This window comes from Streptomyces sp. PKA51 (genome assembly GCF_057552455.1).
This window is the reverse complement of record NZ_BAAJPZ010000006.1, coordinates 21,732-47,680: the sequence shown is the minus strand read 5'-3', so window position 1 is coordinate 47,680 and position 25,949 is coordinate 21,732. Positions and strand designations below refer to the sequence as shown.

Sequence of the window (25,949 nt, the reverse complement as noted above, 5' to 3'; positions counted from 1 at the left end):
ACACTGCAAGCACTCTGTGAAGGCCGATGATGACCATGTTGTTCACGACGATCGACAGCCCTCTGGGCGAGCTGCTGCTGGCCGGCGAGCGGGTGGCCGGGGCCCCCGGGGGTACGGCGCTGGCCTCTCTGTCCGTGCCCGGGCAGAAGGGCGGCGCCACCGTGGGGGCCGGCTGGGTGCGCGACGACGCGGCCTTCGCCGCCGTCGCGGAGCAGCTGGGTGCGTACTTCGCGGGTGAGCTGACCCGTTTCGACATCGCGTACGTGCCCTCCGGCTCGGAGTTCCGGCGCCGGGTCTGGGCGGCGTTGGACGCCATTCCGTACGGCACGACGCTCACCTACGGCGCGGTCGCGGACGCGATCGGCGCGCCGCGCAGCGCGGCCCGTTCGGTGGGTACGGCGATCGGGGCCAATCCCCTGCTGGTGGTGCGGCCCTGTCACCGGGTGATCGGCGCCAACGGGTCGCTGACGGGCTACGCAGGGGGTCTGGAGCGCAAGCAGTTGCTGCTGGCACTCGAAGGCATGACCCTCGGTGGCTGAGACGATGCCGTCCGAGCAGGTCCGCCGGCGGGTGGCGGCCACCGACTGGGCGGGCGTCGCCGAGGAGCTGGACGCGCACGGCTGTGCCCTGACGTCCCGGCTGCTCAGCGATGCGCAGTGCCGGGAGATCGCCGGCCTGTACGAGCGGACGGAGTTGTTCCGTACGACGGTCGACATGGCCCGGCACCGCTTCGGCTCCGGGACGTACCGCTACTTCACGCACGACCTGCATCCGCTCGTCGCCGCCCTGCGCGAGGCGCTGTACCCGCCGCTGCTGGCAGTGGCCCGCGACTGGGCGGGGCGGCTGGGCCGGCCCGCGCCCTGGCCGGACGATCTGGGCGCGTGGCTGGCGATGTGTCACGGGGCCGGTCAGGAGCGCTCGGCACAGATCCTGCTGCGCTACGAGGCGGGCGACTGGAACGCCCTGCACCGCGACGTCTTCGGCGACATGGTCTTCCCCCTGCAGGTGGTCGTCGGCCTGGACGCGTACGGCACGGACTACACGGGCGGGGAGTTCCTGCTCGTCGAACAGCGCCCCCGGGCCCAGTCCCGGGGGACCACGACGGCCCTGGTGCAAGGGCACGGGCTGGTGTTCACCACGCGCGACCGGCCGGTGCGCACCAAGCGCGGCTGGTCGGCGGGGGCGGTGCGGCACGGGGTGAGCACCGTCCGCTCGGGCCGGCGGCATGCGCTGGGCCTGGTCTTCCACGACGCGTCGTGACGGCGGCGGGCCGTGGCGGAAGGGACATCGATGAGTGTTCACGACAGCGGATCCGGCGAGCGGACCTCGCCTCTGGTCGGTGCGGAGGAGCACGAGGCGTACGGGCCGCTGCCGGTCCCCGCCCCGCACACCGCCGCCGAACTGGCCGCATTGCTGGGCCTGCTGGCCGCGTCCCGTCCCCGCGTCGCGAGCGTGGTGGTGGGCCACGGGCGGGACGACGTCTCGGCGGCCGCCGCCACGGCCCTCGCCGGTGCATGGGAGGCGCGGGGCGGGCTGGTCCTGGCGACGGTCACCTGGCCGGAGTCGGCGGCCTCGTGGCTGCGCGCGGCGCGCCGGATGACGGCGCAGCGGCCCGACGCGTGGGTGGTGGCGGGTGCGCCGGCCGGGTTCGTCCAGCTCGCGCGGCGGCTGCGGCACAGCACGGACTGGGAGCCGTCGCGCACGTACGCGTTCGGGTCGCTGGGCGATGCGCGGGTGGCCGCCCTGGCCGGTCCGGGCACGCTGGACGGCCTGCGCGGTGCGCTGGCCGACGGCGGTACGTGGCAGGTGCGGGCCGGCTGGGTGACCCGCTTCCCTCCCGGGCGATGAGGAAGGCGATGATGGGGGGATGACGACCCTCTCCGCGGTGGACCGTCTGGCCGAGCGCGCGCACGCCGGGCAGGTGGACAAGGCCGGTGCCCCTTATGTCGAGCACGTGCGCGCGGTCGCGGCCGGCCTCGCGCCGTTCGGGCCGGAGCTGCAGATGGCGGGGCTGCTCCACGACGTGCTGGAGGACACGGAGTGGACGGCGGAGGCGCTGCGGGCGGCGGGTGTCCCGGACCGGGTCGTGGCCGTGGTGGAGGCGGTCACCGACGAGCCGGGGGTGTCCTACGAGGAGAAGATCCGGCGCATCGCCCGCGACCCGGACGCCGTCCTCGTGAAGATCGCGGACAACGCGCACAACAGCCGCCCCGACCGGGCCGCTCACCTTCCGCCGGACCGGCGCGAGCGGCTGGCGGCGAAGTACGCGGGGGCCCGTGCGGTGCTGTGGCCGGCCGCCGACGCCGCCGACATCGAGGCGATCGTGCGGATCGTCAACCCCCACCTCCTGCCCGAACTCCCCCGCGGGGCCGGGCCCGTCGGCTGAGGCGGAGCGCTGATCTGCGGCAACGGGAGTGCCCTCCTCCTTGGGAACGGCATCGCCTACTCCCAGGGTCGGAGATCCCCCCAGCCCCTGCGGAGGATGTCCCACCGCGCGGCGTGGACGACCGTTGGGGCATGCACAGTTCTTCGACTTCGAGCAGGGCGGGCATGACGCGGCGCGGGGTGCTCGCGGGCACCGCGGCGTTAGGGGCGGCCGCCGTGGCGACGGCGGTCCCCGAGGCGGTGGCGGCGCCGGCTGCCGTACCGGCGTCCCCGTCCGACCCCGCCCTCGTCCGGCCGGACGACGCGCGCTATCCGTCCCTGACCCGACGCGGCACCAACGCCCGCTTCGTCGGCCGGCCCGACTACGTGCGCGTGGCCGCGAGCACCGAGCAGGTCGTGCGGGCCGTCCAGCAGGCCGTGCGCGACGGGAAGCGCATCGCCGTGCGCAGTGGCGGGCACTGCTTCGAGGGCTTCGTGGACGACCCGTCCGTGCGGGCCCTGATCGACCTCTCCCCCATGAACGCCGTCTCCTACGACGCGGCGCGGCGGGCGTTCGCGGTGGAGCCGGGTGCGCTGCTCGGCCAGGTGTACCGGCGGCTGTTCACCGAGTGGGGGGTGACCATCCCGGCCGGGGCCACCGCCGAGGTGGGGATCGGCGGTCATGTGCTCGGGGGCGGCTACGGTGCCCTCTCGCGCCGGTACGGGCTGTCGGTCGACCATCTGTACGCGGTCGAGGTCGTGGTCGTGGACGCCGCCGGCACGGCGTCGAGCGTCGTGGCCACGCGGGAGTCCACCGGCGCGCTGGGCGACCTGTGGTGGGCGCACACCGGCGGCGGGGGCGGCAACTTCGGTGTCGTGACCCGGTACTGGTTCCGTGACCCGGCGGCCACCGGGTCGGATCCTTCCCGTCTGCTGCCCCGGCCCCCGGCGTCCGTGCTGACCTTCTCCGCCTCCTGGTCGTGGAAGGACCTGGACGCGCGTTCCTTCGCCCGGCTCGTGCGCAACCACGGCAGCTGGCACGAGAACAACAGCGCGGCCGGCTCGCCGTACGCGGGGCTGTTCAGCGTGCTGATGCTCAACAGCCGCCAGGCCGGCACCGTCGACCTGGTGGGCCAGCTGGACGCGACCGGCTCCGGCGCCCGGCGGCTCCTGGACGACTACCTCGCCGCCGTCGGCCAGGGGGTCGGGGCGCGGCCCACGGTGAGTCGGCGCGAGCAGCCCTGGCTGCAGGCGAACGCCAACGTCTCGGAGAGCGCACCCGGGTCCTTCAAGGCCAAGGCGGGCTACCTGCGCAAACGTTTCACGGACCGTCAGATCGGCGTTCTGCACGAGCACCTGACGAGTGCGGCGGGCGAGAAGCTGTACGGCTCGGTGTGGCTCGTCTCCTACGGCGGCAAGGTCAACACCGTGCCGGTCGAGGCGACGGCCGTCGCCCAGCGGGACTCCGTCCTCAAGGCGGTCTACCTCACCGGCTGGGAGGACTCCGCGCAGGACAGCGGGCCCTGCCTGAGGTGGGTGCGCGAGCTGTACCGGGCCGTGTACGCCGACAGCGGCGGCGTGCCCGTACCCGGCTCGGGCAGCGACGGGTCCTTCGTCAACTACCCCGACACCGACCTCGCCGACCCCGCCCTGAACACCTCCGGGACGCCGTGGCAGACCCTCTACTACAAGGGCCACTACGCCCGTCTGCAGCGCGTCAAGGCGCACTGGGATCCGCGCGACGAGTTCCGCCACGCCCTGTCCGTCCGCCCGCCCCGCTGAGGCCATTGCCCCCGCCCCCGCTCGCCCGCCACCCTGGACTGTCATGAAGACAGCTGTGCTGCCCGTGCCGGGTGCCGAGATCGCGTACACGGTCCGCGGATCCGGTCCGCCCCTGCTGCTCGTCAACGGCGGTGACGGTGACGCGGCCATGTACGAGCCGCTGGCCCGCCTGCTCACCGAGGTCTGCACCGTCGTCACCTACGATCCGCGCGGCAACTCCCACAGCCGCCTGACGGGCCCGCCCGAGGCGCAGTGGATCGAGCAGCACGCCCAGGACGCCCGCCTGCTGCTGGAGGAGGTCGCCGCCGGCGAGCCGGCGTACGTGCTGGGCACCAGCTACGGCGCCATGGTCGGCATGGACCTGCTGGTCCGGCACCCGGACCGGGTGCGGGCGCTGGTGGCGCACGAGCCGTTCGTGGTCGACCTGTTGCCCGACGCCGATCGCTGGCACGGGTTCTTCCAGGAGGTGTACGAGCAGTACCGGCGCGAGGGCGTCGAAGCGGCGCTGAGCAGGTTCGCCGCGGCGGTCGGCGTGGAGGGGCCCCCGGAGCCCGCCGAGCATCTCCCGGAGCCCGTCCGGCAGATGCTGGCGCGCATCCACGCCAACGCGGAGACGGCCCTGGCGTACGAGCTGCGCTCCTTCGTCCGGTTCCGGCCGGACGTCGAGGCGCTGCGGGCGGCGCCGCTGACCTTGGTGGTCGGCGGCGAGGGACCGCGCACGCTCCTGCACCGGACGACCGAGGCCCTGGCCCTGCACGTCGGGACCGGGATCACGGACTTCCCCGGCGGGCACGTGGGGTACCTGACGCACCCTGCGGACTTCGCCGCGGCACTGCGGGGGGTGTTCGGCATCTGAGGCACCGGAGGAGGGTGGTGATGGAGGACATTTCCGGCGCGGGGTGGGCTCACGGCGTCTGCTTCCCGCCCTTTCAGGGCCGGGTGCCGACGCCGGTGCGGATCTCGCGGACCCGGCCTCCCGGTGTCCTCGCCGCGAGCGGCGGCGTGGGGCCGCCGCTGCCGTCGCGCAGTCCCTCGATGCACTCCGCCACCGCCTCGACGGCGGTGAACCGCGGTCGCCAGCCCAGCTCCCGTGCGGCGCGCGTGCAGTCCATCAGCGGCAGGCGCAGCACGGCGTCGAAGAGGTCCGGGGAGGCGGGCACGGCGTGCAGCCGCCAGGCGGCGGCCAGCGCGGGCCGCAGCAGCCGCAGCGGTACGCGCCGTACGCGCGCCTTCCACATGCCGGCGAGGACCTCGGCGTCGATCGGTGGCCCTGCGGCCAGGTTGAACGCTCCGCGCACGTCCCGGTCCAGGACGAGCCGGTAGGCGTCGGCGACGTCCGCGGTGTGCACGGCCTGGAAGCGCAGACCCGGGACGTCGGGGACGAACGGCAGGAGCTCGGGGTGGACCAGCGCCCGGGGCAGCAGGGGCCCGGCGAACAGCCGGCGCTGCTCGACGGCGGCGGTGCGCTGGAAGACGAAGGCCGGGCGCATTCTGACCACCCGGACGCCGGGGTGGCGCTGTTCGAAGGCGTCCAGGACCCGCTCCAGGTAGGACTTCTCGCGGATGTAGGCGGCCCCCGGCCAGCCGTGGGTGGGCCAGTCCTCGCCGACCGGGCGGTCCTTGGGACCCGGCGAGTAGGCGCCGACGGAGGAGGTGTGGACGAGCAGGGGGACGCCGGCGGCGGCGACGGCGTCGAAGACGCGCAGGCTGCCCAGGACGTTGGTGCGCCAGGTCAGGTGCGGGGTGTGCGTGGGCTGGAACAGCCAGGCCAGGTGGATGACGGCGTCGGCGCCGCGGAAGAGCTCGGTGAGGTCGGTGCGTTCGTCGCCGAGGTCGACGCCGACCCAGGTGGTCCGCTCCGGCAGCCACGTCGGCACCCGCCGGGCCAGCCCGGTCACCGACGCGATCGCTTCGTCGGCGGCCAGGGCGCGGACGATGCCGGTGCCCAGGTTGCCCGTGGCCCCGGTGACGATCACGCGGGTGCCCGCTGCTGCGGTGCTCATGGCTCTCCCATGGGTCGTGGCGGTACGTCCCGGCGTCCCGGTAGCCGGGTATCCGTTGCGCCCGCGCCTATGCAGATGTGCCTCTGCAGATGTCCTGGCGGACGTCCCGGCGGACGCATTCCGCTCCTGCCCCGTCAGTAGCGCAGCAGCACGCCTACGCCGTCGTGCAGGGGCAGCGTGTCGCGGGGGACGACGACGAGTTCGGCGCCCGTGCCGACGGCGGCCCACAGCAGGGCGTCCTCCGCCGTCTCCCGGCGCACGGTGGGTTCGCCGAAGGCCCGCAGTTCCTCGGCGGACAGGGAGATCCGGTGGGGCTCGGTGCCGGTCCAGACGGGGGCGGGCAGGTTCACGGGGGTGTTGACGAGCAGGGCCTCGGCCCGGCCCTGCTGCAGGGCGGCGGCGACGGCGGTCAGGCCGTCGGACGCCTCGGGCCGCTGCGCGCGCTGGGCCCGGTGGCGGTCGAGGAGCTTGTGGTCGCCGGTGCTCAGGCGATCGGCGAGCAGGCCGCGCAGCTCGTCCTCGAGCAGGGCGCGGCCGGGGCCCGGCCGGGGCGGCATCTCCTGCGCCGTGGCCACGCTGCGTACGGTGATCAGGTGGTCGCGTACGCGCCGGGGCAGGTGGCCCACCAGCACTCCGCGCGCCCACTCGGCCTCCGCGCCGGCTTGCACGACGATCACCTCGGCGTCGCCGCCGCCGGCCAGGTCCTCCAGGTGCCGGGCGATGTCGGGGGCCTGCTGCGGCCAGTCGCCGGCCGGGAGCCGGTGGGTGGTCGCGGGGCCGGGGACGACCCTGCTCATGGGCCAGCGCCCGCTCTCCACCTCGACGAGCACCTCCTCGGGCTCCTGCGTCAGGTGGTCGATCGCGACGGCGGCGTAGGGGATCTCGGGGGCGTGGTGGACGGCCAGGGGCAGGGCGTGCGGCAGCGGGCCGAAGCGTGCGACGTCGCGCCGTGGGGGCTCGGGAAGTTCCTCCAGGAGGACGAGGCGGCCGCGGGCCGCGAACAGGGCCTGCCCGTGGCGCCCGGCCACGTCGCGGTCGGCGCCCAGGACGTCGGCGAGGGCGTCGACCGTATCGCCCTCCGCGCCGCCGGCGACGAGGTCCTCGCGCAGGTGGCGCCAGCGCAGGGCGATGGCCCGCTCGGGGTCGTCGATGTCCTGGGAGGTGTCGAGGTAGACGCTCGCCCAGGGGCCCGGCTGCTCGTAGAGGCGGTCGAGGAACGACAGCTTCACCGCGGCCTCCTACGGCCCGTGGCCGGCGGCGCCGTGGCCTGCGTAGCCCTCCGCCTGGGTGGTCTCGTCGGCCACGCGGACCCCGTAGCGGTAGGCGAGCTTGCCGCCGAGGTAACCGGAGATGCCCAGCAGGGCCACGGCGACGGCGGACAGGGCGAGCATCGCGGGCCGTACGGCCTGGGCGGGCGGCTGGGCGGCGCGGCGCCAGGCGAAGTCGCCGGCGTAGGCGAGGGTCACGAGCAGATTCAGGGCCATGTGGGTGACGCCGACGCGGAAGGCCGGGGTGCCGGAGGGGATGCCCCGCAGGTCGAGGAGGCCCACCAGCGCCGCGGCGAGGGCACCGATCACGCCCAGGGCGATCAGCCACTGGGAGCCGCGGGTGAGGAAGCCGGGGTCGCCGGTGAGGTGGGAGGCGATGTCGAAGACCAGGCTCGCCACCCACGCGCCGATCGGCACGGTGATCAGGATCGGATGGAGCGGATGCCCGTACGGGCCGGCCAGGACGGGGCTGACCGGCTCTTTCGCCCTGCGCTGTGCGTCCGTGAGCATGGCGGCCTCCTGACTCCCCCGGCCGTTGCGCGGGGGGTCCTCACCCGCCATTGTCGCGGCCGGTTCCCCGGACCGCTCAGGGCAGCAGGCGCTGCTCCTTGGCCACCGCCACCGCGCCCGCCCGGGTGTCGACGCCGAGCTTGTCGTAGATGCGGCCCAGGTGGGTCTTGACGGTGGCCTGGCTGATGAACAGGGCCCGGGCGATGTCGCGGTTGCCCAGGCCCTGGGCGAGCTGGGCGAGGATGTCGAGTTCGCGGGCGGTCAGGGTGGGGCGGGCGGCGCCGCGCAGCCGGCTCATGACGCGGCTGGCGACGGGCGGCGAGAGCGTGGTGCGGCCCTGGGCGGCGTCGTGGAGGGCGGCGAAGAGCTCCTCGGGGCGTTCGGCCTTGAGCAGGTAGCCGGTGGCACCCGCGGCGATGGCGCGGGTGATGTCGGCGTCCGTGTCGTACGTGGTGAGCACCAGGACGTGGATACCGGTGGCCGCGATGCGGCGGGTGGCCTCGACCCCGTCGATGCCGGGGCCGAGCTGGAGGTCCATCAGCACGACGTCGGGCCGCAGCCGGGCGGCCGCGGCCACCGCCTCCTCGCCGCTGCCGGCCTCGCCGACCACCGTGAAGCCGGGTTCGCTGCCGAGCAGCGCGAGCAGGCCGGCGCGTACGACGGCGTGGTCGTCGCAGAGCAGGACGCGGACGGGGGCTGGTGTCATGGCGTGGTGTCCGTGGGGTGCAGGGGGACGGCGGCGGACAGCACGGTGCCCTCGCCGGGCGCCGTCTCGATCGTCAGGGCGCCGCCCAGTTGCCGGGCCCTGGCGCGCATCGCGGGCAGGCCGTGCCCCCGCGCGCCGGGGGCGCCGGCGGCCCGGGCGTCGAAGCCGCGGCCGTCGTCGGCGACGTCCAGGACCACCTGGTCGCCGAGGAAGGTCAGGGTGAGGGTCGCCGTGGTGGCGCCGGCGTGTTCGCGGACGTTGGCCAGGGCGCCCTGGGCGATGCGCAGCAGCGCGGAGGAGACGCGCTCGGGCAGCGGCCGGGCCGGCGTGCCCTCGATGTGGCAGCGGACGGCGAGGCCCTTGGTCTCCTGCGCCTCGCGTGCGGCCAGGGCGCGCAGCGCCTGCTGGAGGGTGCCGCCGCCGGCGAGGTCGGCGGGGGCGAGGTCGCGGACAAAGCGGCGGGCCTCGGCAAGGTTGCGGCCGGCGATGGAGGCGGCGGTACGGACGTGCCGGTGGGCGGCCTCGGGGTCCGCCGTCCAGACCCGGTCGGCCGCCTGCAGCAGCATCTGCTGGCTGGACAGGCCCTGGGCGAGGGTGTCGTGGATCTCCATGGACAGGCGCTGACGCTCGGCGAGGGTGCCCTCGCGGCGCTCGGTGGCGGCCAGCTCGCGGCGGGTGCTGATCAGGTCGTCGATCAGCCGGCGCTGGTGGTCGGACTGGCGGCGCATGTGGACGAAGACGGCGGTGGCGATGGCGGCGACGGCGGGCGGCGCGAGCACCAGGTTGGGGTCGAAGCCGCCGGGCGAGAGCTTGAGCTGGGCACCGACCACGAAGGCGGTGAGGACGGTGACCAGGGCGAGGGCCGTGCGCGGCGGCAGGGTGTGCAGGCCGGTGAAGAACAGGGGCACCGCGCACCAGGCGAAGCTGGGCGCGAGGACCACCAGCACCATCCAGACCGCCACCACCGCACCCAGCCACACCACCCGGCGCGGGGCGGTGCGGGCGAACGGCGCCGGGCCGAGCACGTACAGCAGGGCCAGTGCGGCGCACAGTCCGATGATCCACGGGGTGCGGGGTTCGCCGGGGTGCCGGATGAGGAACCGCGCCAGCGAGGCGCCGAGGAGGAGGAAGAAGGCGGCGTGCATGACGCGGCGCAGCCGGCGCTCGCCGAAGGCGGCGGCCTCCTGCGCGGCGGGGCCCGGGGTGCCGGAGGGCACGGAAGCGGCGCCGGCGCGTGCCGGCGTCCCTGTCCTTGCCATCGGCCCCTCCTCGACCTACGGGTGCCCGCCCATGGTCACCCGCGGGGCCCATCCTCGCATCAACCGATCGGACGACACGGGGGTCGGCCGTTGCGCTCGCCAGGAGCAGCCGCCGGGTCGAGGCGCGGGCCCCGGTGGGGGCCGGAGGATCGAGCCATGAACACCAAGAAGAAGCTCCTCGCCACCACGGCCGCCCTCGTCGCCGCCGGCACCGCCGCGACCGTCGGCGCGGTCGCCGCCAGCGCCGCCGCCCCCGAGGCGGGTACGAAGACCACGGTGCAGGCCGACGCGGCCGACGGGAACCTCGTGCAGTCCGCCCACCTGTCCGTCGCGGCCGCCACCAAGGCCGCGCAGGCGGGCCTGGCGGCCGCCGCGAAGGAGGGCCAGAAGGTCTCCGTCGCCGTCGTCGACCGCAACGGCAACACGATCGTCACGCTGCGCGGTGACGGGGCGGGACCGCAGTCGTACGCCTCGGCCGAGAAGAAGGCGTTCACCGCCGTCTCCTGGAACGCCCCGACCTCCGTCCTGGTCGGCCGCCTCGCGCAGACCCCGAACCTGAAGGACATTCCCGGCACCCTGTTCCTGCCCGGTGGCGTCCCCGTCCAGGCCAAGGGCGCCCCGGTGGCGGGCATCGGCGTGGCGGGCGCCCCCAGCGGCGACCTCGACGAGAAGTTCGCCCGCGCCGGCGCCGCGGCGCTCGGCCGGTAACACCGCACCGCACGGCCCGCCGGCGGGAGTTTTGCCGGCGGGCCGCCGCGTCCCGACGCGCCGCCTGCCGCTGCGGGTCATCCCCGTATCCGGCGGCGTACGTACCACAGCCCTGCCACGAGCAGGGACATCGCGACGAGGACAATGGCGGCGGTGCCCCAGAAGCCGCCGGCCAGGCGCTCGCCCGCCAGGGCCACCGCGGCGGCGGCCGCGACCGGCACCAGCGCCAGGGCCACCAGGCGCAGGACGACCGCGACGCCCGCGATCCTGGGCACGTGGGGGAACGAGCGCCGGTGCCGCAGCGCGTCGCCGGCGGCGCCCGGGGTGTAGTACTGCAGGGCCTTCGCCCCGAGGCGCAGGGTGTTCTGCCGGTAGATCACGGCGAGTGCCGGCACCCAGATCAGGGGCAGCACCATGCCCAGGAGGAACAGCGCCGCGATGACGGCGGTGGAGACGATCCGCCGCGCCCTGCTGCGCTTCTCGCCGCCGCCCGTGATGCCGAGGATCGCCGCCATCCGCACGACCAGGGACCAGCGGGCCCGCCGGGGGATCCGGCCGCGGCCGCCCGGCGGATGCCGCGGCACCCCGGCGAGCGCCTTGCCGGCCGCCTCGACGGAGGGGTGGACGTCCTGCAGGACCAGCAGGTCGGCGGCCCGCTGCTCGCTGCGCGGGTCGTGGCCGGCGAGGTCGGCCAGCTCCAGCACCATCCGGGCCTGGGAGAGCAGGGCGGCCACGAAGGCCAGGGGCACGAAAACGACGAACGGCCCTCCCAGCACGGCGCCGTCGGCGATGGTCGTCCGGGTGCCGTGGGCGACGGCGTCCCCGGCGAGCTCGTCGTGTCCGGCCTGCGGCTTGCGCCGCCTGCGGCGGGCGGTGGCCGCAGCGGCCCGCGGTCCGAACCTGCGGACCGCGAAGAGGGCCAGCTGTTCGGGCATGTGCTGCGGGTCGGCCCAGATCATCGGCAGCAGGGCCTGGGCCTCGACCGTCACCGACTCGTCCGCCACGCACCCCACCGTCGGCGCCGCCGCCCGGGCGCCGCCTCACCCGTTGCGGGTGAGCGCGGCGGCCTGTGCGGGGGCGACCATGGGGGCACGGTCGCGCACACGCGAGGAGGGTCGCCGTGCACGTCGCCCCGCACGGACGCCGAGGACGGCGCCGGTCCGCACGCCTGGCGGTCGCAGCGGTCGTGGCGGCGGTGGTGCTGCTGGTGTCCGTCGCCGGTGCAAGGGCCGTGGCGCTGGTGGCCGTCGGGCTGGTGGGGTCGGCGCTCACGGCGGCGGCGGCCTGGTGGGCGCTGAGCCGCCGGGGCGCGGTGCGGGGCATCGCGGTGGTGCTGGGCGTGGCCGGGCCGGTGGCGGTGCTCGCGGCGTACGTGGCGGCCGGGCTGCTGTGGCTGGTCCTGCTCTCGCTGGGCCTGTGGGTGCTGGCGGCCGTGGCGGGGTGGGCGGCGCTGCGGGCGGATGCCCCGGTGTCCGCGGGGCGGCGCGTTCCTGCGCCGCGGCATCCCTGGTTCGTGATGAATCCGCGGTCCGGCGGCGGCAAGGTCGGCCGGTTCTCGCTGGTGGAGCGGGCCCGGGCGCTCGGCGCCGAGGTCGAGGTGCTGTCCGGGCCGCACCCCGTGGACGTGGCCGGGTGCGCCCGCGACGCCCTGGCCCGCGGCGCCGACCTGCTGGGCGTGGCCGGCGGTGACGGCACCCAGGCACTGGTGGCGGGCGTGGCGGCGGAGCACGGGGTGCCCTTCGTGGTGGTACCGGCCGGTACCCGCAACCACTTCGCCCTGGACCTCGGGCTCGACCGTGACGACCCGTCGCGCGGCCTCGATGCGCTCACCGACGCAGTGGAGCTGCGCGTGGACCTCGCGCGCGTCGGAGGCCGCGTCTTCGTCAACAACGCCTCGTTCGGCGCCTACGCGGAGGTCGTACGGAGCCCGGCGTACCGTGACGACAAGGCCGGCACCGTCCTGCGACTGCTGCCCGAGGTGCTCGCGCACCATCGCGGGCCGCGCCTGACGGTCACCGCCGGCGCCGTCCGCCTCGACGCGCCGCAGGCGGTGCTGGTCAGCAACAATCCGTACCGGGTGGGCGACCGTGCCGGTCTGGGGCGGCGCGACCGGCTCGACGGCGGGGTGCTGGGGCTGCTGGGCATCACGGTCGACAGCGCGGTGCAGGCGGCCGAGTTGCTGCGCGGCCGGCGCGCGCCCGGGCTGGCCGTCCTGACCTGTCACGAGGTGGTGGTCGACGCGGACGCCCCGCACGTGCGCGTCGGCGTCGACGGGGAGGCGCTCGATCTCCCCACGCCCGTACCGTGCGTGACGCAGCCGGGCGCCCTGCGGGTCCGGGTGCCGCGCACGCGCCCGGGCGTGCCGCCACCGCGACCGCGGCTGGAGTGGCGGCAACTGCTGCAGCTGGCCTTCGGCCGCGCTCCCGCCTCAGCCGCGCCCGGCGGGAGCGCGGCCGAGCGCTGACTGCACGGCGCCGACGACGACGTGCGCGGCGACGCCCAGGAGCAGGATGTCGCCGGCCATCTGCACCATCGTCACGATCCGTGCGGCGTCGGTGTGCGGGGTGATGTCGCCGAATCCGACGGTGCTGAAGACGGTGAGGGCGAAGTAGAGCGCGCCGGTGCGGGTGAGCGGCTCGGTGAAACTGCCGGGCCTGGCCTGCTCGGTGAGGTAGTAGGTGGCCGCGAAGAGCAGCAGGAACAGCGGCACGGTGGCGGCCAGGGACTCCACGGCCCGCAGCCGGGGCCGCGAGGAGCGCAGGATGCTGCGCACCTGCCAGGTGAACAGGGCCGTCACCCCGGCCAGTCCCAGCACCAGGCCCACGGCGGCGCTGCCCTCGAACCTGTGGTTCAAGGGCAGCAGGTAGTAGGCGAGGACCAGCCCGGTGGCCGTGGCCAGCGGCCGCAGGGCCGCGCTCACCGGCCCGCGCCGGCGGCCGGGCGTCCGGCGGGCAGCCGGCGGGTGAACGGGAAGGCCAGCAGCGGGACGGCGGCGGCCGCCAGGACGGCGGCCTTGAGGCTGTGCAGCTGTGCGGTGGCGTAGGAGTCGACGAGCGCGTCCGCCTCGGCCGGGGGCAGGGCGGCGCGTCGGGCCGTGGCGCGCACCTGGTCGGTGCTCACGAAGCTCACGCCCGCCTCCATGGCGACACCGGCCTGCTGGCGCACGGCTGCCGAGATCTTCGGGTTGCTCTCGATCTGCGTGGTGAAGGCGTGGACCAGGGCGCCGATCAGCAGGGAGCCGATGAGCGCGGTGCCCACGGACGAGCCGAGGTTCTGGGCGGTGTACTGCAGGCCGCCGACCTCGCTGCGCTCCTGCTCCCCCACGGCGGACTGCACGATGTTGCCCAGCTGCGAGGCGAGCAGGCCCATGCCGATGCCGAGGAGGGCCATGGCCAGGCCGAAGGAGAGGTTGTCGATCGCGGGTTCGATGGTCGCCAGGAGCCACCCGGCCGCCGCGACGAGCACCAGCAGGCCGCAGCGCACCACGGTCCGCGGGGCGGCGATGCGGCCGAGCAGCGGGCCGGTCATGGCGGACAGCAGCATGGTCACCGAGACCGGCAGCAGGCGCAGGCCGGTCTGGAAGGCGTTCAGGCCCTGCACGACCTGCAGGTAGAGCGGGATGACGAAGAACAGGCCCAGCAGCACCAGGTTCTGGCAGAGCAGCATGGAAAGTCCCGAGCGCAGCGGGGGGTTCTCGAACAGCGCCAGGCGCACCAGGGGTTCGCCGCCGCGGGCCTGCCGTCGGCGTTCCCAGGAGCAGAACAGCCACAGCAGGACGGCCCCGGCGCCGACGGCGAACAGCGTCGGGGAGAACCCGAGGACGGTGAAGGGCGGGTTGCGGGGATCGAGCCAGCCCCAGGAGCTGCTCTGCAGAACGCCCACGACGACGAGGGCGAGGCCGGCCGCGGAGAGCACGACGCCCACGTGGTCGAGTGCGGTCCTCGGGCCCGGAGGGACGTCCGGGACCCAGGACAGCAGGCAGAGCATGACGACGACCACGACGACTTCCCCGGCGAAGACCAGCCGCCAGGTCAGGTACGTCGTCACCCAGCCGCCCAGGAGCGGTCCGACGGCGATGCCGGCGCCGGCGAGGCCGCCGATGACGCCGTAGGCGACCGAGCGCTCCCGGCCCCGGTAGGCCCCGGCGACGAGGGCCGCCAGGGCCGGCAGGACCAGGGTGGCGCCCAGGCCCTCGACGACCGACCAGCCCAGGGCCAGCACCCACAGGGCCGGTGCCAGGGCGGTCACGGCGGATCCCGCCCCGTAGACCACCAGCCCGGCGGCGAAGGTGCGGCGGCGCCCGAAGGCGTCCCCGAGCTTGCCTCCCGTGATCATGAAGGCGGCCATGACCAGGGTGTACAGGGTGATGACGCCCTGGATCGCGGTGACTTCGGTGTCGAAGTCCTCGACCAGCTTGCTGATCGAGACGTTCATCACCGAGGTGTCCAGGACCATCAGGAACTGTGCCGTCCCGAGCACTGCCAGGGGCCGCCATCTCTTCACGCCTGCGCCTTCCCGCCGTCCGGTGCGCGGGCGGCCGCTCGTTGGCACCTTAGGACGGCGCGGCGGCGAGCCGGTGCCTTGGGCGTGCGGGTGTCACCCGGCCGGACCGCAGCGCGGGCCCGGGTGGCAGGGGTGCGATCAACGGCCGGGGCGGTGACCATGGAGGCTGAGCGGTCACATGGAGGCGGCCCGGACCGGGACGGACGGATGGGCCCGGCACCGGGTCGTCTCCCCACGGTGGTGAGGCCATGCCCGCGAGGGAGCGGCCGGCACAGGGGCCGGTGCTGTCCTGGTCCGGCGATCCGCTGCTCGCGGCGAAGTTCGCGCCGCCGGCGGTGGCGCCCGCGCTCGTCGCCCGGCCGCGGCTGACCGACGCTCTGAGCGCGGCTGCGCAGGGGCCCTTGACCCTGGTCACCGGCCCCGCCGGGGCGGGCAAGAGCACGGCGTGCGCGGGGTGGTCGTGCGCCGGCGCGGCGCCCGGGCCGGTGGCCTGGCTGACGCTCGATCCCGGTGACGGGGCGCCGGGCGTTTTCTGGAGCTACGTCCTCGAGGCGCTGCGGCGGGCCGTGCCGGGGCGCCTGTCCGGGCTGCCGGTGCCCGCCTGCCCCGGCCGGGTCGCGTCCTCGCTGCTCGTACGGCTCGCGGCGGCGCTGGAGGGCCTGGCGGAGCCGGTGGTGCTGGTGCTCGACGGCTTCGAGAAGGTGACGGGCCGCCAGGTGCCGGCCGGGCTGGACTTCCTCCTCGCGCACGCCGGGCCGCGGTTCCGGCTGGTCGTGAGCAGCCGGGCGGATCCCCTGCTGCCGCTGCACCGCTACCGGGCCGAGGGCCGGCTCACCGAGATCCGCGGCGCCGCACTGGCCTTCACGCCGGACGAGACGGCAGCGCTGCTGCGCGCCCACGGCCTGGGCGTGCGGGACGACGCCCTGCGGGACGAGGTCGTCGAGGGGCTGACACGGCACACGGAGGGCTGGGCCGCCGGATTGCGGCTGTGCGCCGTGGCCCTGCAGGACGCCGGGGATCCGGCCGTCTTCGTCCGGTCCTTCGCCGCCTCGGAGCGGGCGGTGAGCGACTACCTGCTCACGGAGGTGCTCGACGCGCAGCCCGCGGGCGTGCGGGAGCTGCTGCTGCGCAGCTGCATCCTCGACCGGGTCGACCCTGCCGTGGTGGACGCCCTGACCGGGCGCCCGGGTGCCGAGGCGGTGCTGGAGCGGCTGGGGCGGGACAGCGTCTTCCTGGAGATCGTGCCGGGCACGGACTGCTACCGCTTCCACCCGTTGTTCGCCGGGGTGCTCCGCAGGCGGCTGCACCGGGTGCATCCCGCGCTCGTGCCGCGCCTGCACGGGCGTGCCGCGCAGCTGCTGGCCGCGGCCGGACGGCCGGCCGAGGCGCTGGAGCACGCGGTGCAGGCCGGACAGTGGCGGTTCGCCGCCTCGGAGGCCGTACGGGGGCTGCTGGTGGCGGACCTTCTCGCCGCACCGGAGACCAGTCGCATCGAACGGACATTCTCCTGCCTGCCCGCCTCCGTCCCCGGCGCCGAGCCGGCCCTCGTGGCGGCCGCGTGCCGGCTGATCCGGCACGACGGGCCCGGATGCCGGGCCCGCCTGCGCCCTGCCGAGGACGCCGCACGGCAGGGGCGGCCGGAGGCCGTGACGCCGGAATTCCGCCTCACCCTCGCACTGCTGCGCCTGCTGAGCCTGCCGTACGGGCCGTGCGAGGGGCCGGCGGCGGGCGAGGAGGCCGCCGCCGTGGCCGCCGACCTGACGCCCCGGCCGGTGCCCGAGCACCTCGGCGCGCACCCCGGCCTGGAAGCACTGCGCCTGCGGGGGCTGGCGCGCAGCCTCCTCGGCTGCGGCCTCCTCGACGCCGCTCGCCGCACGCTCGCCGAGGCCGTCGGCGTCTGCCCGCCCGGAACGGCCGTGCACCTGCGGCACACGTGCCTCGGCCTGCTCGCGCTGGCCGAGAGCGCCGACGGCGCCCTGACGGCGGCCGAGGACCACGCGCTGGAGTCCCTGGCGGTAGCCGACCGGCACGGCCTGCCCGCGGGCCACCGGTCGGGCACGGGGCTGCTCGCCCTGGCCGCCGTCGCCCTGGCGCAGGGGGACGCCGAGGCCGCCCGCCGCCGCGCCGAGGAGGCCACCCTGTGCCCCGACACCCGGTCGGACCCCCTGCTGCGCACCCAGGAGGCCGTCCTGCGCTGCCGCTTCGAGCTGGCGCACGGACGGTGGGAAGCCGCCGCGGCGGTCCTGGCCGGCCGGGCAGCGGACGAGGAGCCCTGGCCCGCCCGGCAGCTGGCCCTCGCCCGCGCCGGCGTGGCCCAGGCCCGCGGGGACCACCCGGCGGCCGTGGCGGCCCTGCGCGGCGGCACCGGAGCGGCGGCCCTGGTCGCCCTGGCCCGCTCCCGTCTCGCCATGGGGAGCACCGGCCGTGCCCTGGCCCTGCTGGCGCGCGCGGAGAACACCGCGCACGCCGGCCTGCCGGAGCGTGTGGCCGCCCGGCTGCTGCGGGCCCAGGCGGCAGTGACGCAGGGCGAGAAGGCGGCGGCGGAGCGCCTGGTGGGCGACGCACTGGACGCCGCCCGGCCGGAACGGCTGCGCCGTCCCTTCATCGAAGCGGGGCCGTGGCTGCCGTACCTGCTGGAGCGGTCCGGCGGGGCCGGGCCGCTGCGGGCCCGCAGCGGCTGGCTCACCGAGCGGGCACCGGGCAGTGGCTCCCCCTTCCCCGGCCCCCTGCAACCGCTGAGCGCCCGCGAACGCGACGTGCTCGCCTGTGTGCAACGGATGATGTCGGCCGACGAGATCGCGGCCGAGCTCGGCCTGTCGGTCAACACCGTGAAGACCCACCTGCGCAGCGTCTACCGCAAGCTCTGCGTGTCCCGGCGCCGCGACGCGGTGGAACGCGGCAGGGAACTGCGGCTGCTGTGACGATCCTGCACGCCGATGGCGTGCCACCTGTTGCGGGTGGTGCGGGCGCACGTCCCCGGCGCGCACGGTGAGGGGGAAGGCGACCGGACCGGCAGTGGGAGCGGCATGGACATGCGCTACGAATTCCGCGTGAACGGCATCGTCTCCCGCCTCCTGGCGGAGACGTTCCCGGAACTGGACCTCCGCCCTGCGCCCCGGCAGACGCTGTGCATCGGCAGGGTCATGGACGAGGCACACCTGTACGGGCTCCTCCTGCGCTTCCAGGACCTCGGCCTGCGCGTGGAGGAGATGCGGCGCCTGCCGGAGGAATAGGCCGTGTCCGGCGGATCGTCGTCACGCGCCACCACGGCGCCCCGTAGGGGCGCGAGGAACCGCGCGACAAGCCACGACGCGCCCGCAGACAGGGTGCCGTGCTCCGCCCGGGCCCCGGGTTGGCGCGTCGACTGCGGGCCGTCGCCGGCCGATCGCGCCCACGCGGCGGCAGCCGCAGATCGGCACAGCCCCGCGCCCCTTACGGGGCACTGCATGATCCGCCGGACGGGCCCTGACGGCACCCGCTCCCCTCACCCCCGGCGGGTGATCCCCCGCGCGGGGCGCGGGAGCACCCTGGCAAGTCACGGCGAAAGGAATGGGCCATGACCGAACCTCCGCTCAGCCCCGCCGAGGTCCAGGAGTACCGGCGGCTGCGGGACCGCGAACACCTGCGGCACCGGCGATTGCGTTATGCCGTGACCGCGGTGCTGCTGATCGTGGCCTTCGTGCTCTCCCCGCTCGCGGTGGTGGCGACCTGGGCCCACACCCAGGTATCGGACACCGACCGCTATGTGCAGACCGTCGCGCCGCTGGCCAAGGACCCCTCCGTGCAGAAGACCGTGACGGACCGGCTCACCGCACGGGTGATGGACAACGTGGACGTGAACGCCATCACGGACGCCCTCAGCAACGCCCTGGCCAAGACGAACGCCCCGCCCCCGGTCGTCGACAAGTCGCACCTGCTCGCCGGTCCGCTCAAGAACGCCATGACCGGTGCGGTCCACGACGTGGTCAACAAGGTGGTCACGAGCGACCAGTTCGCGCAGGCATGGGACGGCGCCAACCGCAGGGCCCACGCCGCCGTCGTCAAGACGCTCACCGGCGAGGGCAACAGCGCCGTGCAGGCGAAGGGCGACGCGGTCGTCCTCGACCTGGGCACCGTCGTGGACAAGGTCAAGCAGAAGCTGGTCGACGAGGGCTACCAGAAGGCCTCGGCCATCCCCGATGTCGACAAGTCGGTCACCTTGTTCCGCACCGACAAGCTCGACGACGCGCAGAACGCCATGCAGTTGCTCGACACCCTGGGCACCTGGCTGCCCGTCGTCACGATCGTCCTCGCCGCCGTCGCCGTGTGGAGTGCGCCCGCACACCGGGTGGCGATGATGAGCGCGGCCATCGGCATCGGCGTGATGATGCTGGTGCTCCTGGTCGGGCTGGCGATCGCACGGCGCGCCTACCTCGACTCCGTCCCGCCCTCGGCCCTGCCGCCCGATGCGGCCGCCTCGATCTACGACACGTTCGTACGCTTCCTGCGCAGCAGCACCCGTACCGTCCTGGTGATCGCGGTGATCACGGCGGTGGCCGGGTACCTGTACGGCCCCGGGCGCGGCGCCCGCTTCGTCCGCTCGGTCAGTGCCCGGGGCACCGGCGCCACGGGCCGGGCGATGGCCCGCAGCGGCCTGCGCACCGGCGCGACGGGCCGCTGGCTGCAGGCGCACCGGCCCTGGACCACGGGCATCGTCATCGCCGGGGCCGTCCTGGCGCTGGTGCTGTGGAACTACCCGACGGCGGCCTGCGTGGCCCTGGTCCTGCTCATCACCGTCGTCGTGCTCGCCGTCCTGGCCGTCCTCGCGGCAGCCGGCACGGAGGACGGCACGGCGAACGACACGGCGAACGGCACGGACGGGGGCACGCCGGGCACGGTCACCCGCAACGTGTGAGGCGCCGGCCGCTCGCCGTCGCGACGCTGGAGGCATACGCAGGGGCCACTCGAATCGATCGCAGGGAAAGGTGCGGAGGGACCATGAGCGCAACCGTGTACTTGGCCTACGACTACCCGCTTCTGGGGGCCTTCTGGACGATTCTGTGGATCGTCCTGTGGGTCTGGTGGTTCATTCTGCTGTTCCGGGTGATCACCGACATCTTCCGTGACGACACGCTCAGCGGCTGGGCCAAGGCGGGCTGGCTGGTCCTCACCATCGTCCTGCCGTTCCTGGGCGTTCTCCTCTACGTCCTCGCCCGGGGCCGCAGCATGGGCACGCGCGAGCGCGACCACGTCCGGGCCCAGCAGGAGGCGGTCGACCAGTACATCCGTGAGACGGCCGGCGCCCCGGGCGCCCGGAGCCAGGTGGACGAGCTGGCGAAACTCTCGGAGATCCGCGCCCGGGGTGACATCACCGACGAGGAGTTCCGCCGGGCCAAGGAGAAGATCCTGCACTGATTTCCCGTAACCGAGCCACCAACGAGCCGAACAAAGGAGACAGGCCATGTCGTCCTCGCTCGATCCCCACACCGAGAGGTCCGCGGCAGCCGCGGCGGGACTGACGGTGTTCGCAGCCGTGATGATGCTGATCGTGGGATTCCTGGACATCTTCCGGGGCATCTCGGCGATCGTCCACGACGCGGTGTACGTCAGCACACCGAGCTACGTCTACAAATTCAGCGTGGCGGGCTGGGGCTGGGTGCACCTCTTCCTCGGCATCGCGGCGGTCATGGTGGGCGTCGGCCTGTTCAAGGTCTCCACCTGGGCCAGAGTGCTGGGCATAGCCGTCGCGGCACTCGTCCTGCTCGCCAACTTCCTCTCCCTGCCCTACTACCCGCTGTGGTCGCTCGTCGTCATCGCCCTGTCCGCCTTCGTGATCTGGGGCCTGTGCGTCGTACGCCACAAGGCATGAACCACGGGACGTCCCCGCCCTACCGGAAGGCCGCGCGGTAGGCCCGCGGGGACGTGCCCGTGTGGCGGGTGAAGTGGTGGCGCAGGGTGGCCGGGGAACCGAAGCCGGTGCGGTCCGCGATGTGCGCGACGGACAGCGCGGTGGTCTCCAGCAGTTGCTGGGCCCGGTGGATGCGGGCGCGCAGGAGCCACTGCAGCGGCGTGGTCCCGGTCTGGGACCGGAAGTGGCGGTTGAGGGTGCGGACGCTGGCGTTCGCACGGCCCGCGATGTCGGCGAGGGTCAGGGGGCGGTGGAGGTTGTCCTCCATCCAGCGCAGGACCGGCTGGAGGGCGGAGGGGTCGGCGGGCGGCAGGGGCTGTTCGATGTACTGGGCCTGGCCGCCGTCGCGCTGCAGGGGCATGACGGTGCGCCGGGCGGTGGCCGCCGCGAGGTCCGCGCCGAGGTCGCGGCGCACCAGGTGCAGGCACAGGTCGAGGGCGGCGGCCACCCCGGCCGAGGTGATCAGGGCGCCGTGGTCGACGAAGAGGACGGCGGGGTCGACGTCGATCCGCGGGTGCCGGCGGGCGAGTTCGCCGGCGTACTTCCAGTGGGTGGTGGCGCGGTGGCCGTCCAGGAGGCCGGTGGCGGCCAGGGTGAAGGCGCCGACGCACACCGACGCCAGCCGGGCCCCGCGCTCCGCCGCGCGCTGCAGCGCCTCGACGGCCGCCTGCGGGGGCGGGTCCAGGAAGCCGGCGTGGGCGGGCACGACGACGGTGCCGGCCTCCTCCAGGGCGTCGAGGCCGTACGGGGTGTGCAGGCGGAAGGCACCGTGCTCGGGGGACGTTGCGGCGCTGCCGTCCGGGGCGCAGACACGGATGTCGTAGTGCATCCGGCCCGCCGCCTGGTTGGCGGTGCCGAAGACCTGCCCGGGGACGGACAGCTCGAAGGGGACGACGCCGTCGAGTGCGAGAACGGCCACCACGGTCATGGCCAGAATTTAGCGCAGGTCGGCATTCGTGCCACTGGGCGGGGGCCCGGCAAGGCCGCAGGATCGGGGAACCGACCCGATCACGTGAGGAGTCCTTCGCATGACCCCCGTCCCCGACGACTTCGACCTGCCGCGCACGGATCTCGCCGGCCGTGCCCTGCGCTACGCCCGGGAGGTCGAGCCGGCGGTCGTCTTCCGGCACAGCGTGCGCAGTTACCTCTTCGCCCGGGCGCTGGCCGACCACCGCGGCTGGACGGCCGGGAGCGACTACGACGACGAGCTGGTCTTCCTGGGCTGCGTCCTGCACGACCTGGGCCTGTCCGAGCCGGGCAACGGCCGTCAGCGCTTCGAGGTGGACGGCGCCGACCTGGCCGTGCGCTTCCTGCGCGAGCACGGGGCGAGCGAGGAGCGGGCGGCCGTGGTGTGGGACGCCGTGGCCCTGCACACCTCGGAGGGCATCGCCTCCCGCAAGGGCCCGGAGGTCGAGCTGGCCCATCTGGGGATCGGCACCGACGTCCTCGGGCACGGCCGGGAGCTGCTGCCCGAGGGGTTCGCCGAGCGGGTGCACGCCGCCTTCCCCCGCGACGACCTGGCCTACGTGCTGACCGACCTGATCGTCGGGCAGGCCCTGGCCGATCCCGCCAAGGCCGGCCCGCTGGGCTTCCCCGGCCAGCTGCTGCGCCGTCATCTGCCGCAGGGGGCGCTGCCCGACTGGTACGACCTGATCGCGCGGGCCGGCTGGGGCGACCGGCCCGTGCAGGCAACGTCGGACAGGCCACAAGCATGAGGTGGAACGTTTTGCCGCGAACGGCTGTCTAGCCTGGTGCACACCGAAGGGCAGTGCTCTGGACGGATGCGTCCAGGCCGGAACGGCAAGCACAGAGGGAACAGCTCATCCATGGGCCTGACGAGTAGCACGCTTCTACTGTGCACAGTGGTGTGCACAGTCCTGATGTTCGCGTTCACCGTGTGGCTGTGGCCACGACTGGGGCGCCACACCTGGCGCCATGTGCTGGGGCGCGTGGCGGTGCTGGTCCTCGGCCAGGCCCTGCTGTTCTCCTCGGTCGCCCTCGCGGCCAACCGCAACTTCCTGATCTACGACTCGTGGGCGGACCTCGCGGGCACCAAGCCCCCGATGAAGGTGGCGCCGGGGGGCGGCAAGGCCGTGCAGGTCCTCGGGCGGCAGGCGCCCGAGGTGCCCGGTGGCAGCAAGCCGCGGGTGGGCGGCGTGGTGGAGAAGGTCGTCGTCCACGGCGAGGGCTCGCGCAGCGCCGCCCAGGCGTACGTCTACCTGCCGCCGGAGTACTTCCAAAAGGGCAACGAGCAGCGCAGGTTCCCCGCCGCCGTCGTCCTGACGGGCTATCCGGGCGCGGCGGAGAACCTGGTCAAGGGCCTGCGCTACCCCAAGACGGCGTGGACGCAGGCCAAGCAGAAGCGGATGCAGCCGATGATCCTGGTGATGATGCGGCCGACCGTCTCGGCGGCCAACACCCAGTGCATCGACGTGCCCGGCGGCCCGCAGGCCGAGACCTTCTTCGGCACGGACGTCGTCAAGGCGGTCGCGAGCACGTACCGCACCGGCGCCTCGCCGCACGGCTGGGCCATCGTCGGGGACTCGACCGGCGGCTACTGTGCCCTGAAGATGGCCCTGCAGCACCCGGAGACCTACGCGGCCGGCGTGGGCCTGTCGGCGGACTACAAGCCGGAGATCGACGCGGACTCCGGCGACCTGTTCCACGGGAACAAGAAAGAGGAGAAACGATCGGATCTCCTGTGGTCCCTGGACCATCTGCCGCAGGGGAAGACCTCGTTCCTGGTGACGACCTCGCGCCAGGGCGAGTCGAACTACCGGCCGACCCAGCAGTTCATCAAGAAGGTCAAGCACCCGGCCCGCGTCTCGTCGATCACCCTCGACCGCGGGGGCCACAACTTCAACACCTGGCGCCGCGAGATCCCGCCCGCCCTGAGGTGGCTCAGCGGCCGGCTCTCGGTGGACGGCCAACCGCCCGCGCCGGCAACGCACCGGTAGCGCAGCCGTACGTGCCCGCCGCGCAGGAGGCGGCGGGCACGTACGGGCCGGAGCCGGTGGGCGTCAGGTCGCGTACGCCCGGACGTTGGTGATCACACCATCGGTCCTGTTCTTGTTGAACACCCATACCGTCACGGCCAGTTCGGAGTGGGGCTCGATGCAGTGTCCCGTCCGCGGCGACTGGACGGCGATGGTGCCGTCGGCGCCGTTGTCGGTGACCGTGTACCAGTGGTCGGGGTTGCCTCCCTGGTTGAAGATGCTCCCCGGCGAGGTGACGTCGAAGCGCAGCGTCCACTCACAGATCCGCTGCTCGGTCGCCTTGAGCTTGAAGTTGTACGTCCACACGAAGCCCTCCCAGCCCGCGGGCCAGCTCTGCTGGGAGGGGCCGGTCTGCGTGTAGGTGACGTCGGTCTGCGGGGGGCCGACCCTGGTGGTGACCGAGCCCTTCTTGTGCGGCGAGGTGTTGCCGACGTTGCCGGTGTCGCTCTCGGAGGTCGCGGTGATGTCGCCGGTGAAGGTGCGGTCGATGGTTCCGGTGAGCAGCACGACCGCCTGGCCGCCCTTGGGGAAGGCGGAGAAGGGCTGCGTGAACGTGGTGCCCGACACCGTGCCCTGCTCGGCGACCACGCCGCCGGAGACCCGGGTGGCGTCCAGGTGGACGTCGCCGAGCCGCTGCATCGTCCCCGTGATCCTGGCCGTGGACAGGGCGGCCGGGCCGTTGTTCACCAGCGCCATCCGGTACGTGACCGGCTTGCCCGCATCCGCGCTCGCCGGGCCGGTCATCGTCAGCGGCACGTCGGCCTGGGCCGGCGGCGCGGTCACCGTGGTGGTGACGGAATCGGAGTAGTGCGTGGAGGTGTTGGCGACGGTCTGCGAGGTGACCGTGCCGTCGCAGGTGATGCTGCCGGTGACGCCCCCCTTGACCGTGCCGTTCAGCGGCATGGTGACCGTGGAGCCGACGGGGAGGGTGAGCAGCTGGGTGTACGTGCCGTCCTGGATGCTCCCCTGCCCGGCGCTGGCCCCGCCGGTGAACGCGAACGTTCCGAAGGCCGCCCCGGTCACCTCGCTGGGGATCTTGCCGTGGACGCGGGCGTCGGGCACGGCGTTGGGGCCGTTGTTGCGCACCTTGATCGTGTACCCGATGGGCGAGCCGGCCTGCAGCGTCTGCGGGCCCTCCATGTGCAGCGGGACGTCGGCCGGGAGGGTGACCTCCAGGTTGCGGACCTCGTAGTTGTTGGTGACGGCGCCGGTGGCGGCCGACAGCCCGAGTTTGAGCGTGGCCGGCAGCGGGACCTGTCCCGTGGCGGCGCCGAGGTCGTAGTTCTCGATCAGCGCCCGCCAGTTGTTGTTCTCGCGCACCGCGACCGTCACCTTCTTGGAGATGATCGACAGCAGGACGCGGGTCGGGGACTGCCGCGAGAGGCTGAGGGTGGGCAGGGCGGCTCCCGCGAGGTAGCGGTAGCCGTCGTAGCCGTTGCCCGAGCCGCGGATGACGGCGTTGTTCGGCCGCTGCCCCGGCCCGGTGTCGCCGGCCTGCGTCGGGTTGGAGAACGACCCGTACTGGTCGATGCCGATGCCCACGTACCCCTTGGTGACGCCGGGCGCCTTGTCCGCCTGGCCCTTGTGGTAACAGGCGTACCCCAGCGCACCGCCGGGGCCGCCCGCGCCGGTCTCCGTGCTGCCGTCGATCAGGAAGAACGACATGCCGTCGGCGACGTCACCGCTGCCTCCGTAGGCGGCGAGGTCGAACTGCACGGAGATCCCGTTGTCGCTGGGGAAGGCGCGGTCGTACAGCGCCGTGCCCGCCTGGAAGGTCCGGTTCTGCGTGAGGCTGAGCCAGCCCTGCCCCGTCATCCGTGCCGAGCCGAGCAGCTTCCAGTCGGCGGGCGTTGCGGTGCCGTCGAACGACTGCCTGTACGGGAATACCGACATTCCGGACCTCCGCTCGATGTGCGCGTCGCGCTGTGGCGCGACCGTCAGCGTGACGCTACGTCGGCCTTGC

Annotated in this window: 25 protein-coding genes; 15 read left to right on the top strand and 10 right to left on the bottom strand. The window is 74.3% G+C overall.

The window, feature by feature from the left end:
- Positions 1–29: 29 nt before the first annotated feature.
- The 6 genes from AC27L3_RS11650 (at position 30) to AC27L3_RS11625 (ending at position 5,002) form a co-directional block, all read left to right on the top strand.
- Positions 30–539 carry a methylated-DNA--[protein]-cysteine S-methyltransferase gene (locus tag AC27L3_RS11650; protein ID WP_487233927.1) on the top strand — a complete coding sequence of 170 codons (510 nt, stop codon included), beginning with the start codon at positions 30–32 and terminating at the stop codon, positions 537–539.
- Positions 540–543: 4 nt separating this feature from the next.
- The gene (locus tag AC27L3_RS11645; protein ID WP_487234189.1) at positions 544–1,260 is read left to right on the top strand and encodes a 2OG-Fe(II) oxygenase; all 717 of its coding nucleotides are present in this window, start codon (positions 544–546) and stop codon (positions 1,258–1,260) included.
- A gap of 30 nt (positions 1,261–1,290) precedes the next feature.
- A complete protein-coding gene (locus AC27L3_RS11640) occupies positions 1,291–1,848 on the top strand; it encodes a hypothetical protein (RefSeq protein WP_487233926.1) in 558 nt (185 codons plus the stop codon).
- Positions 1,849–1,867: 19 nt separating this feature from the next.
- Entirely contained in the window at positions 1,868–2,386 is a 519-nt protein-coding gene (locus tag AC27L3_RS11635; RefSeq protein WP_487233925.1) for an HD domain-containing protein, read from the top strand.
- A 131-nt stretch (positions 2,387–2,517) separates the two neighbouring features.
- The gene (locus AC27L3_RS11630) at positions 2,518–4,146 is read left to right on the top strand and encodes an FAD-binding oxidoreductase (protein ID WP_487233924.1); all 1,629 of its coding nucleotides are present in this window, start codon (positions 2,518–2,520) and stop codon (positions 4,144–4,146) included.
- 43 nt (positions 4,147–4,189) lie between these two features.
- Positions 4,190–5,002, top strand: a complete 813-nt coding sequence (locus tag AC27L3_RS11625) for an alpha/beta fold hydrolase (protein WP_487233923.1) — start codon at positions 4,190–4,192, stop codon at positions 5,000–5,002.
- A 73-nt stretch (positions 5,003–5,075) separates the two neighbouring features.
- Here the strand turns inward: AC27L3_RS11625 and AC27L3_RS11620 are convergent, their stop codons facing one another.
- The 5 genes from AC27L3_RS11620 to AC27L3_RS11600 form a co-directional block, all read right to left on the bottom strand.
- Positions 5,076–6,149 carry an NAD-dependent epimerase/dehydratase family protein gene (locus AC27L3_RS11620; protein ID WP_487233922.1) on the bottom strand — a complete coding sequence of 358 codons (1,074 nt, stop codon included), beginning with the start codon at positions 6,147–6,149 and terminating at the stop codon, positions 5,076–5,078.
- Positions 6,150–6,283: 134 nt separating this feature from the next.
- Positions 6,284–7,378, bottom strand: a complete 1,095-nt coding sequence (locus AC27L3_RS11615; protein ID WP_487233921.1) for a baeRF2 domain-containing protein — start codon at positions 7,376–7,378, stop codon at positions 6,284–6,286.
- Between the two features lie 9 nt (positions 7,379–7,387).
- Entirely contained in the window at positions 7,388–7,927 is a 540-nt protein-coding gene (locus tag AC27L3_RS11610; protein ID WP_487233920.1) for a DUF2231 domain-containing protein, read from the bottom strand.
- Positions 7,928–8,003: 76 nt separating this feature from the next.
- A complete protein-coding gene (locus tag AC27L3_RS11605) occupies positions 8,004–8,633 on the bottom strand; it encodes a response regulator (RefSeq protein ID WP_487233919.1) in 630 nt (209 codons plus the stop codon).
- On the bottom strand, positions 8,630–9,892 hold the full coding sequence (locus AC27L3_RS11600) for a sensor histidine kinase (protein WP_487233918.1): 1,263 nt from the start codon (positions 9,890–9,892) through the stop codon (positions 8,630–8,632). The genes AC27L3_RS11605 and AC27L3_RS11600 overlap by 4 nt, the downstream gene beginning before the upstream one ends.
- 156 nt (positions 9,893–10,048) lie before the next feature.
- Between AC27L3_RS11600 and AC27L3_RS11595 the strand changes: the two genes are divergently transcribed.
- Positions 10,049–10,600 carry a GlcG/HbpS family heme-binding protein gene (locus tag AC27L3_RS11595; protein WP_487233917.1) on the top strand — a complete coding sequence of 184 codons (552 nt, stop codon included), beginning with the start codon at positions 10,049–10,051 and terminating at the stop codon, positions 10,598–10,600.
- Between the two features lie 77 nt (positions 10,601–10,677).
- Here AC27L3_RS11595 and AC27L3_RS11590 read toward each other — a convergent pair whose 3' ends face one another.
- On the bottom strand, positions 10,678–11,604 hold the full coding sequence (locus tag AC27L3_RS11590) for a hypothetical protein (RefSeq protein ID WP_487233916.1): 927 nt from the start codon (positions 11,602–11,604) through the stop codon (positions 10,678–10,680).
- A gap of 116 nt (positions 11,605–11,720) precedes the next feature.
- Here AC27L3_RS11590 and AC27L3_RS11585 point away from each other — a divergent pair, with 116 nt between their 5' ends.
- The gene (locus AC27L3_RS11585) at positions 11,721–13,064 is read left to right on the top strand and encodes a diacylglycerol/lipid kinase family protein (RefSeq protein WP_487233915.1); all 1,344 of its coding nucleotides are present in this window, start codon (positions 11,721–11,723) and stop codon (positions 13,062–13,064) included.
- Here the strand turns inward: AC27L3_RS11585 and AC27L3_RS11580 are convergent.
- Both AC27L3_RS11580 and AC27L3_RS11575 read right to left on the bottom strand, forming a co-directional pair.
- Positions 13,029–13,520, bottom strand: a complete 492-nt coding sequence (locus tag AC27L3_RS11580) for a potassium channel family protein (protein WP_487233914.1) — start codon at positions 13,518–13,520, stop codon at positions 13,029–13,031. The genes AC27L3_RS11585 and AC27L3_RS11580 overlap by 36 nt on opposite strands.
- Entirely contained in the window at positions 13,517–15,103 is a 1,587-nt protein-coding gene (locus AC27L3_RS11575; protein WP_487233913.1) for an MFS transporter, read from the bottom strand. The genes AC27L3_RS11580 and AC27L3_RS11575 overlap by 4 nt, the downstream gene beginning before the upstream one ends.
- Before the next feature lie 248 nt (positions 15,104–15,351).
- Between AC27L3_RS11575 and AC27L3_RS11570 the strand changes: the two genes are divergently transcribed.
- The 5 genes from AC27L3_RS11570 to AC27L3_RS11550 all read left to right on the top strand — a co-directional run bounded on the left by AC27L3_RS11570 (position 15,352) and on the right by AC27L3_RS11550 (position 20,951).
- The gene (locus tag AC27L3_RS11570) at positions 15,352–18,024 is read left to right on the top strand and encodes a winged helix-turn-helix domain-containing protein (protein ID WP_487233912.1); all 2,673 of its coding nucleotides are present in this window, start codon (positions 15,352–15,354) and stop codon (positions 18,022–18,024) included.
- A 111-nt stretch (positions 18,025–18,135) separates the two neighbouring features.
- Positions 18,136–18,336: a hypothetical protein gene (locus AC27L3_RS11565; protein ID WP_365967876.1), complete on the top strand. Its 201-nt coding sequence runs from the start codon at positions 18,136–18,138 to the stop codon at positions 18,334–18,336.
- A gap of 323 nt (positions 18,337–18,659) precedes the next feature.
- A complete protein-coding gene (locus AC27L3_RS11560; protein ID WP_487233911.1) occupies positions 18,660–19,997 on the top strand; it encodes a hypothetical protein in 1,338 nt (445 codons plus the stop codon).
- Between the two features lie 83 nt (positions 19,998–20,080).
- Positions 20,081–20,497 carry an SHOCT domain-containing protein gene (locus AC27L3_RS11555; protein ID WP_487233910.1) on the top strand — a complete coding sequence of 139 codons (417 nt, stop codon included), beginning with the start codon at positions 20,081–20,083 and terminating at the stop codon, positions 20,495–20,497.
- Positions 20,498–20,543: 46 nt separating this feature from the next.
- Complete coding sequence (locus tag AC27L3_RS11550; protein WP_344435546.1) at positions 20,544–20,951, top strand: DUF7144 family membrane protein; 408 nt, start codon at positions 20,544–20,546, stop codon at positions 20,949–20,951.
- A 19-nt stretch (positions 20,952–20,970) separates the two neighbouring features.
- Here AC27L3_RS11550 and AC27L3_RS11545 read toward each other — a convergent pair whose 3' ends face one another.
- Complete coding sequence (locus AC27L3_RS11545; RefSeq protein ID WP_487233909.1) at positions 20,971–21,918, bottom strand: GlxA family transcriptional regulator; 948 nt, start codon at positions 21,916–21,918, stop codon at positions 20,971–20,973.
- 100 nt (positions 21,919–22,018) lie between these two features.
- Here AC27L3_RS11545 and AC27L3_RS11540 point away from each other — a divergent pair, with 100 nt between their 5' ends.
- Together AC27L3_RS11540 and AC27L3_RS11535 are read left to right on the top strand one after the other, a co-directional pair.
- On the top strand, positions 22,019–22,705 hold the full coding sequence (locus tag AC27L3_RS11540; RefSeq protein ID WP_487233908.1) for an HD domain-containing protein: 687 nt from the start codon (positions 22,019–22,021) through the stop codon (positions 22,703–22,705).
- A gap of 111 nt (positions 22,706–22,816) precedes the next feature.
- A complete protein-coding gene (locus tag AC27L3_RS11535; protein WP_487233907.1) occupies positions 22,817–23,947 on the top strand; it encodes an alpha/beta hydrolase in 1,131 nt (376 codons plus the stop codon).
- Positions 23,948–24,010: 63 nt separating this feature from the next.
- Here the strand turns inward: AC27L3_RS11535 and AC27L3_RS11530 are convergent, their stop codons facing one another.
- Positions 24,011–25,879, bottom strand: a complete 1,869-nt coding sequence (locus tag AC27L3_RS11530) for a hypothetical protein (protein ID WP_487233906.1) — start codon at positions 25,877–25,879, stop codon at positions 24,011–24,013.
- Positions 25,880–25,949 lie beyond the last annotated feature (70 nt).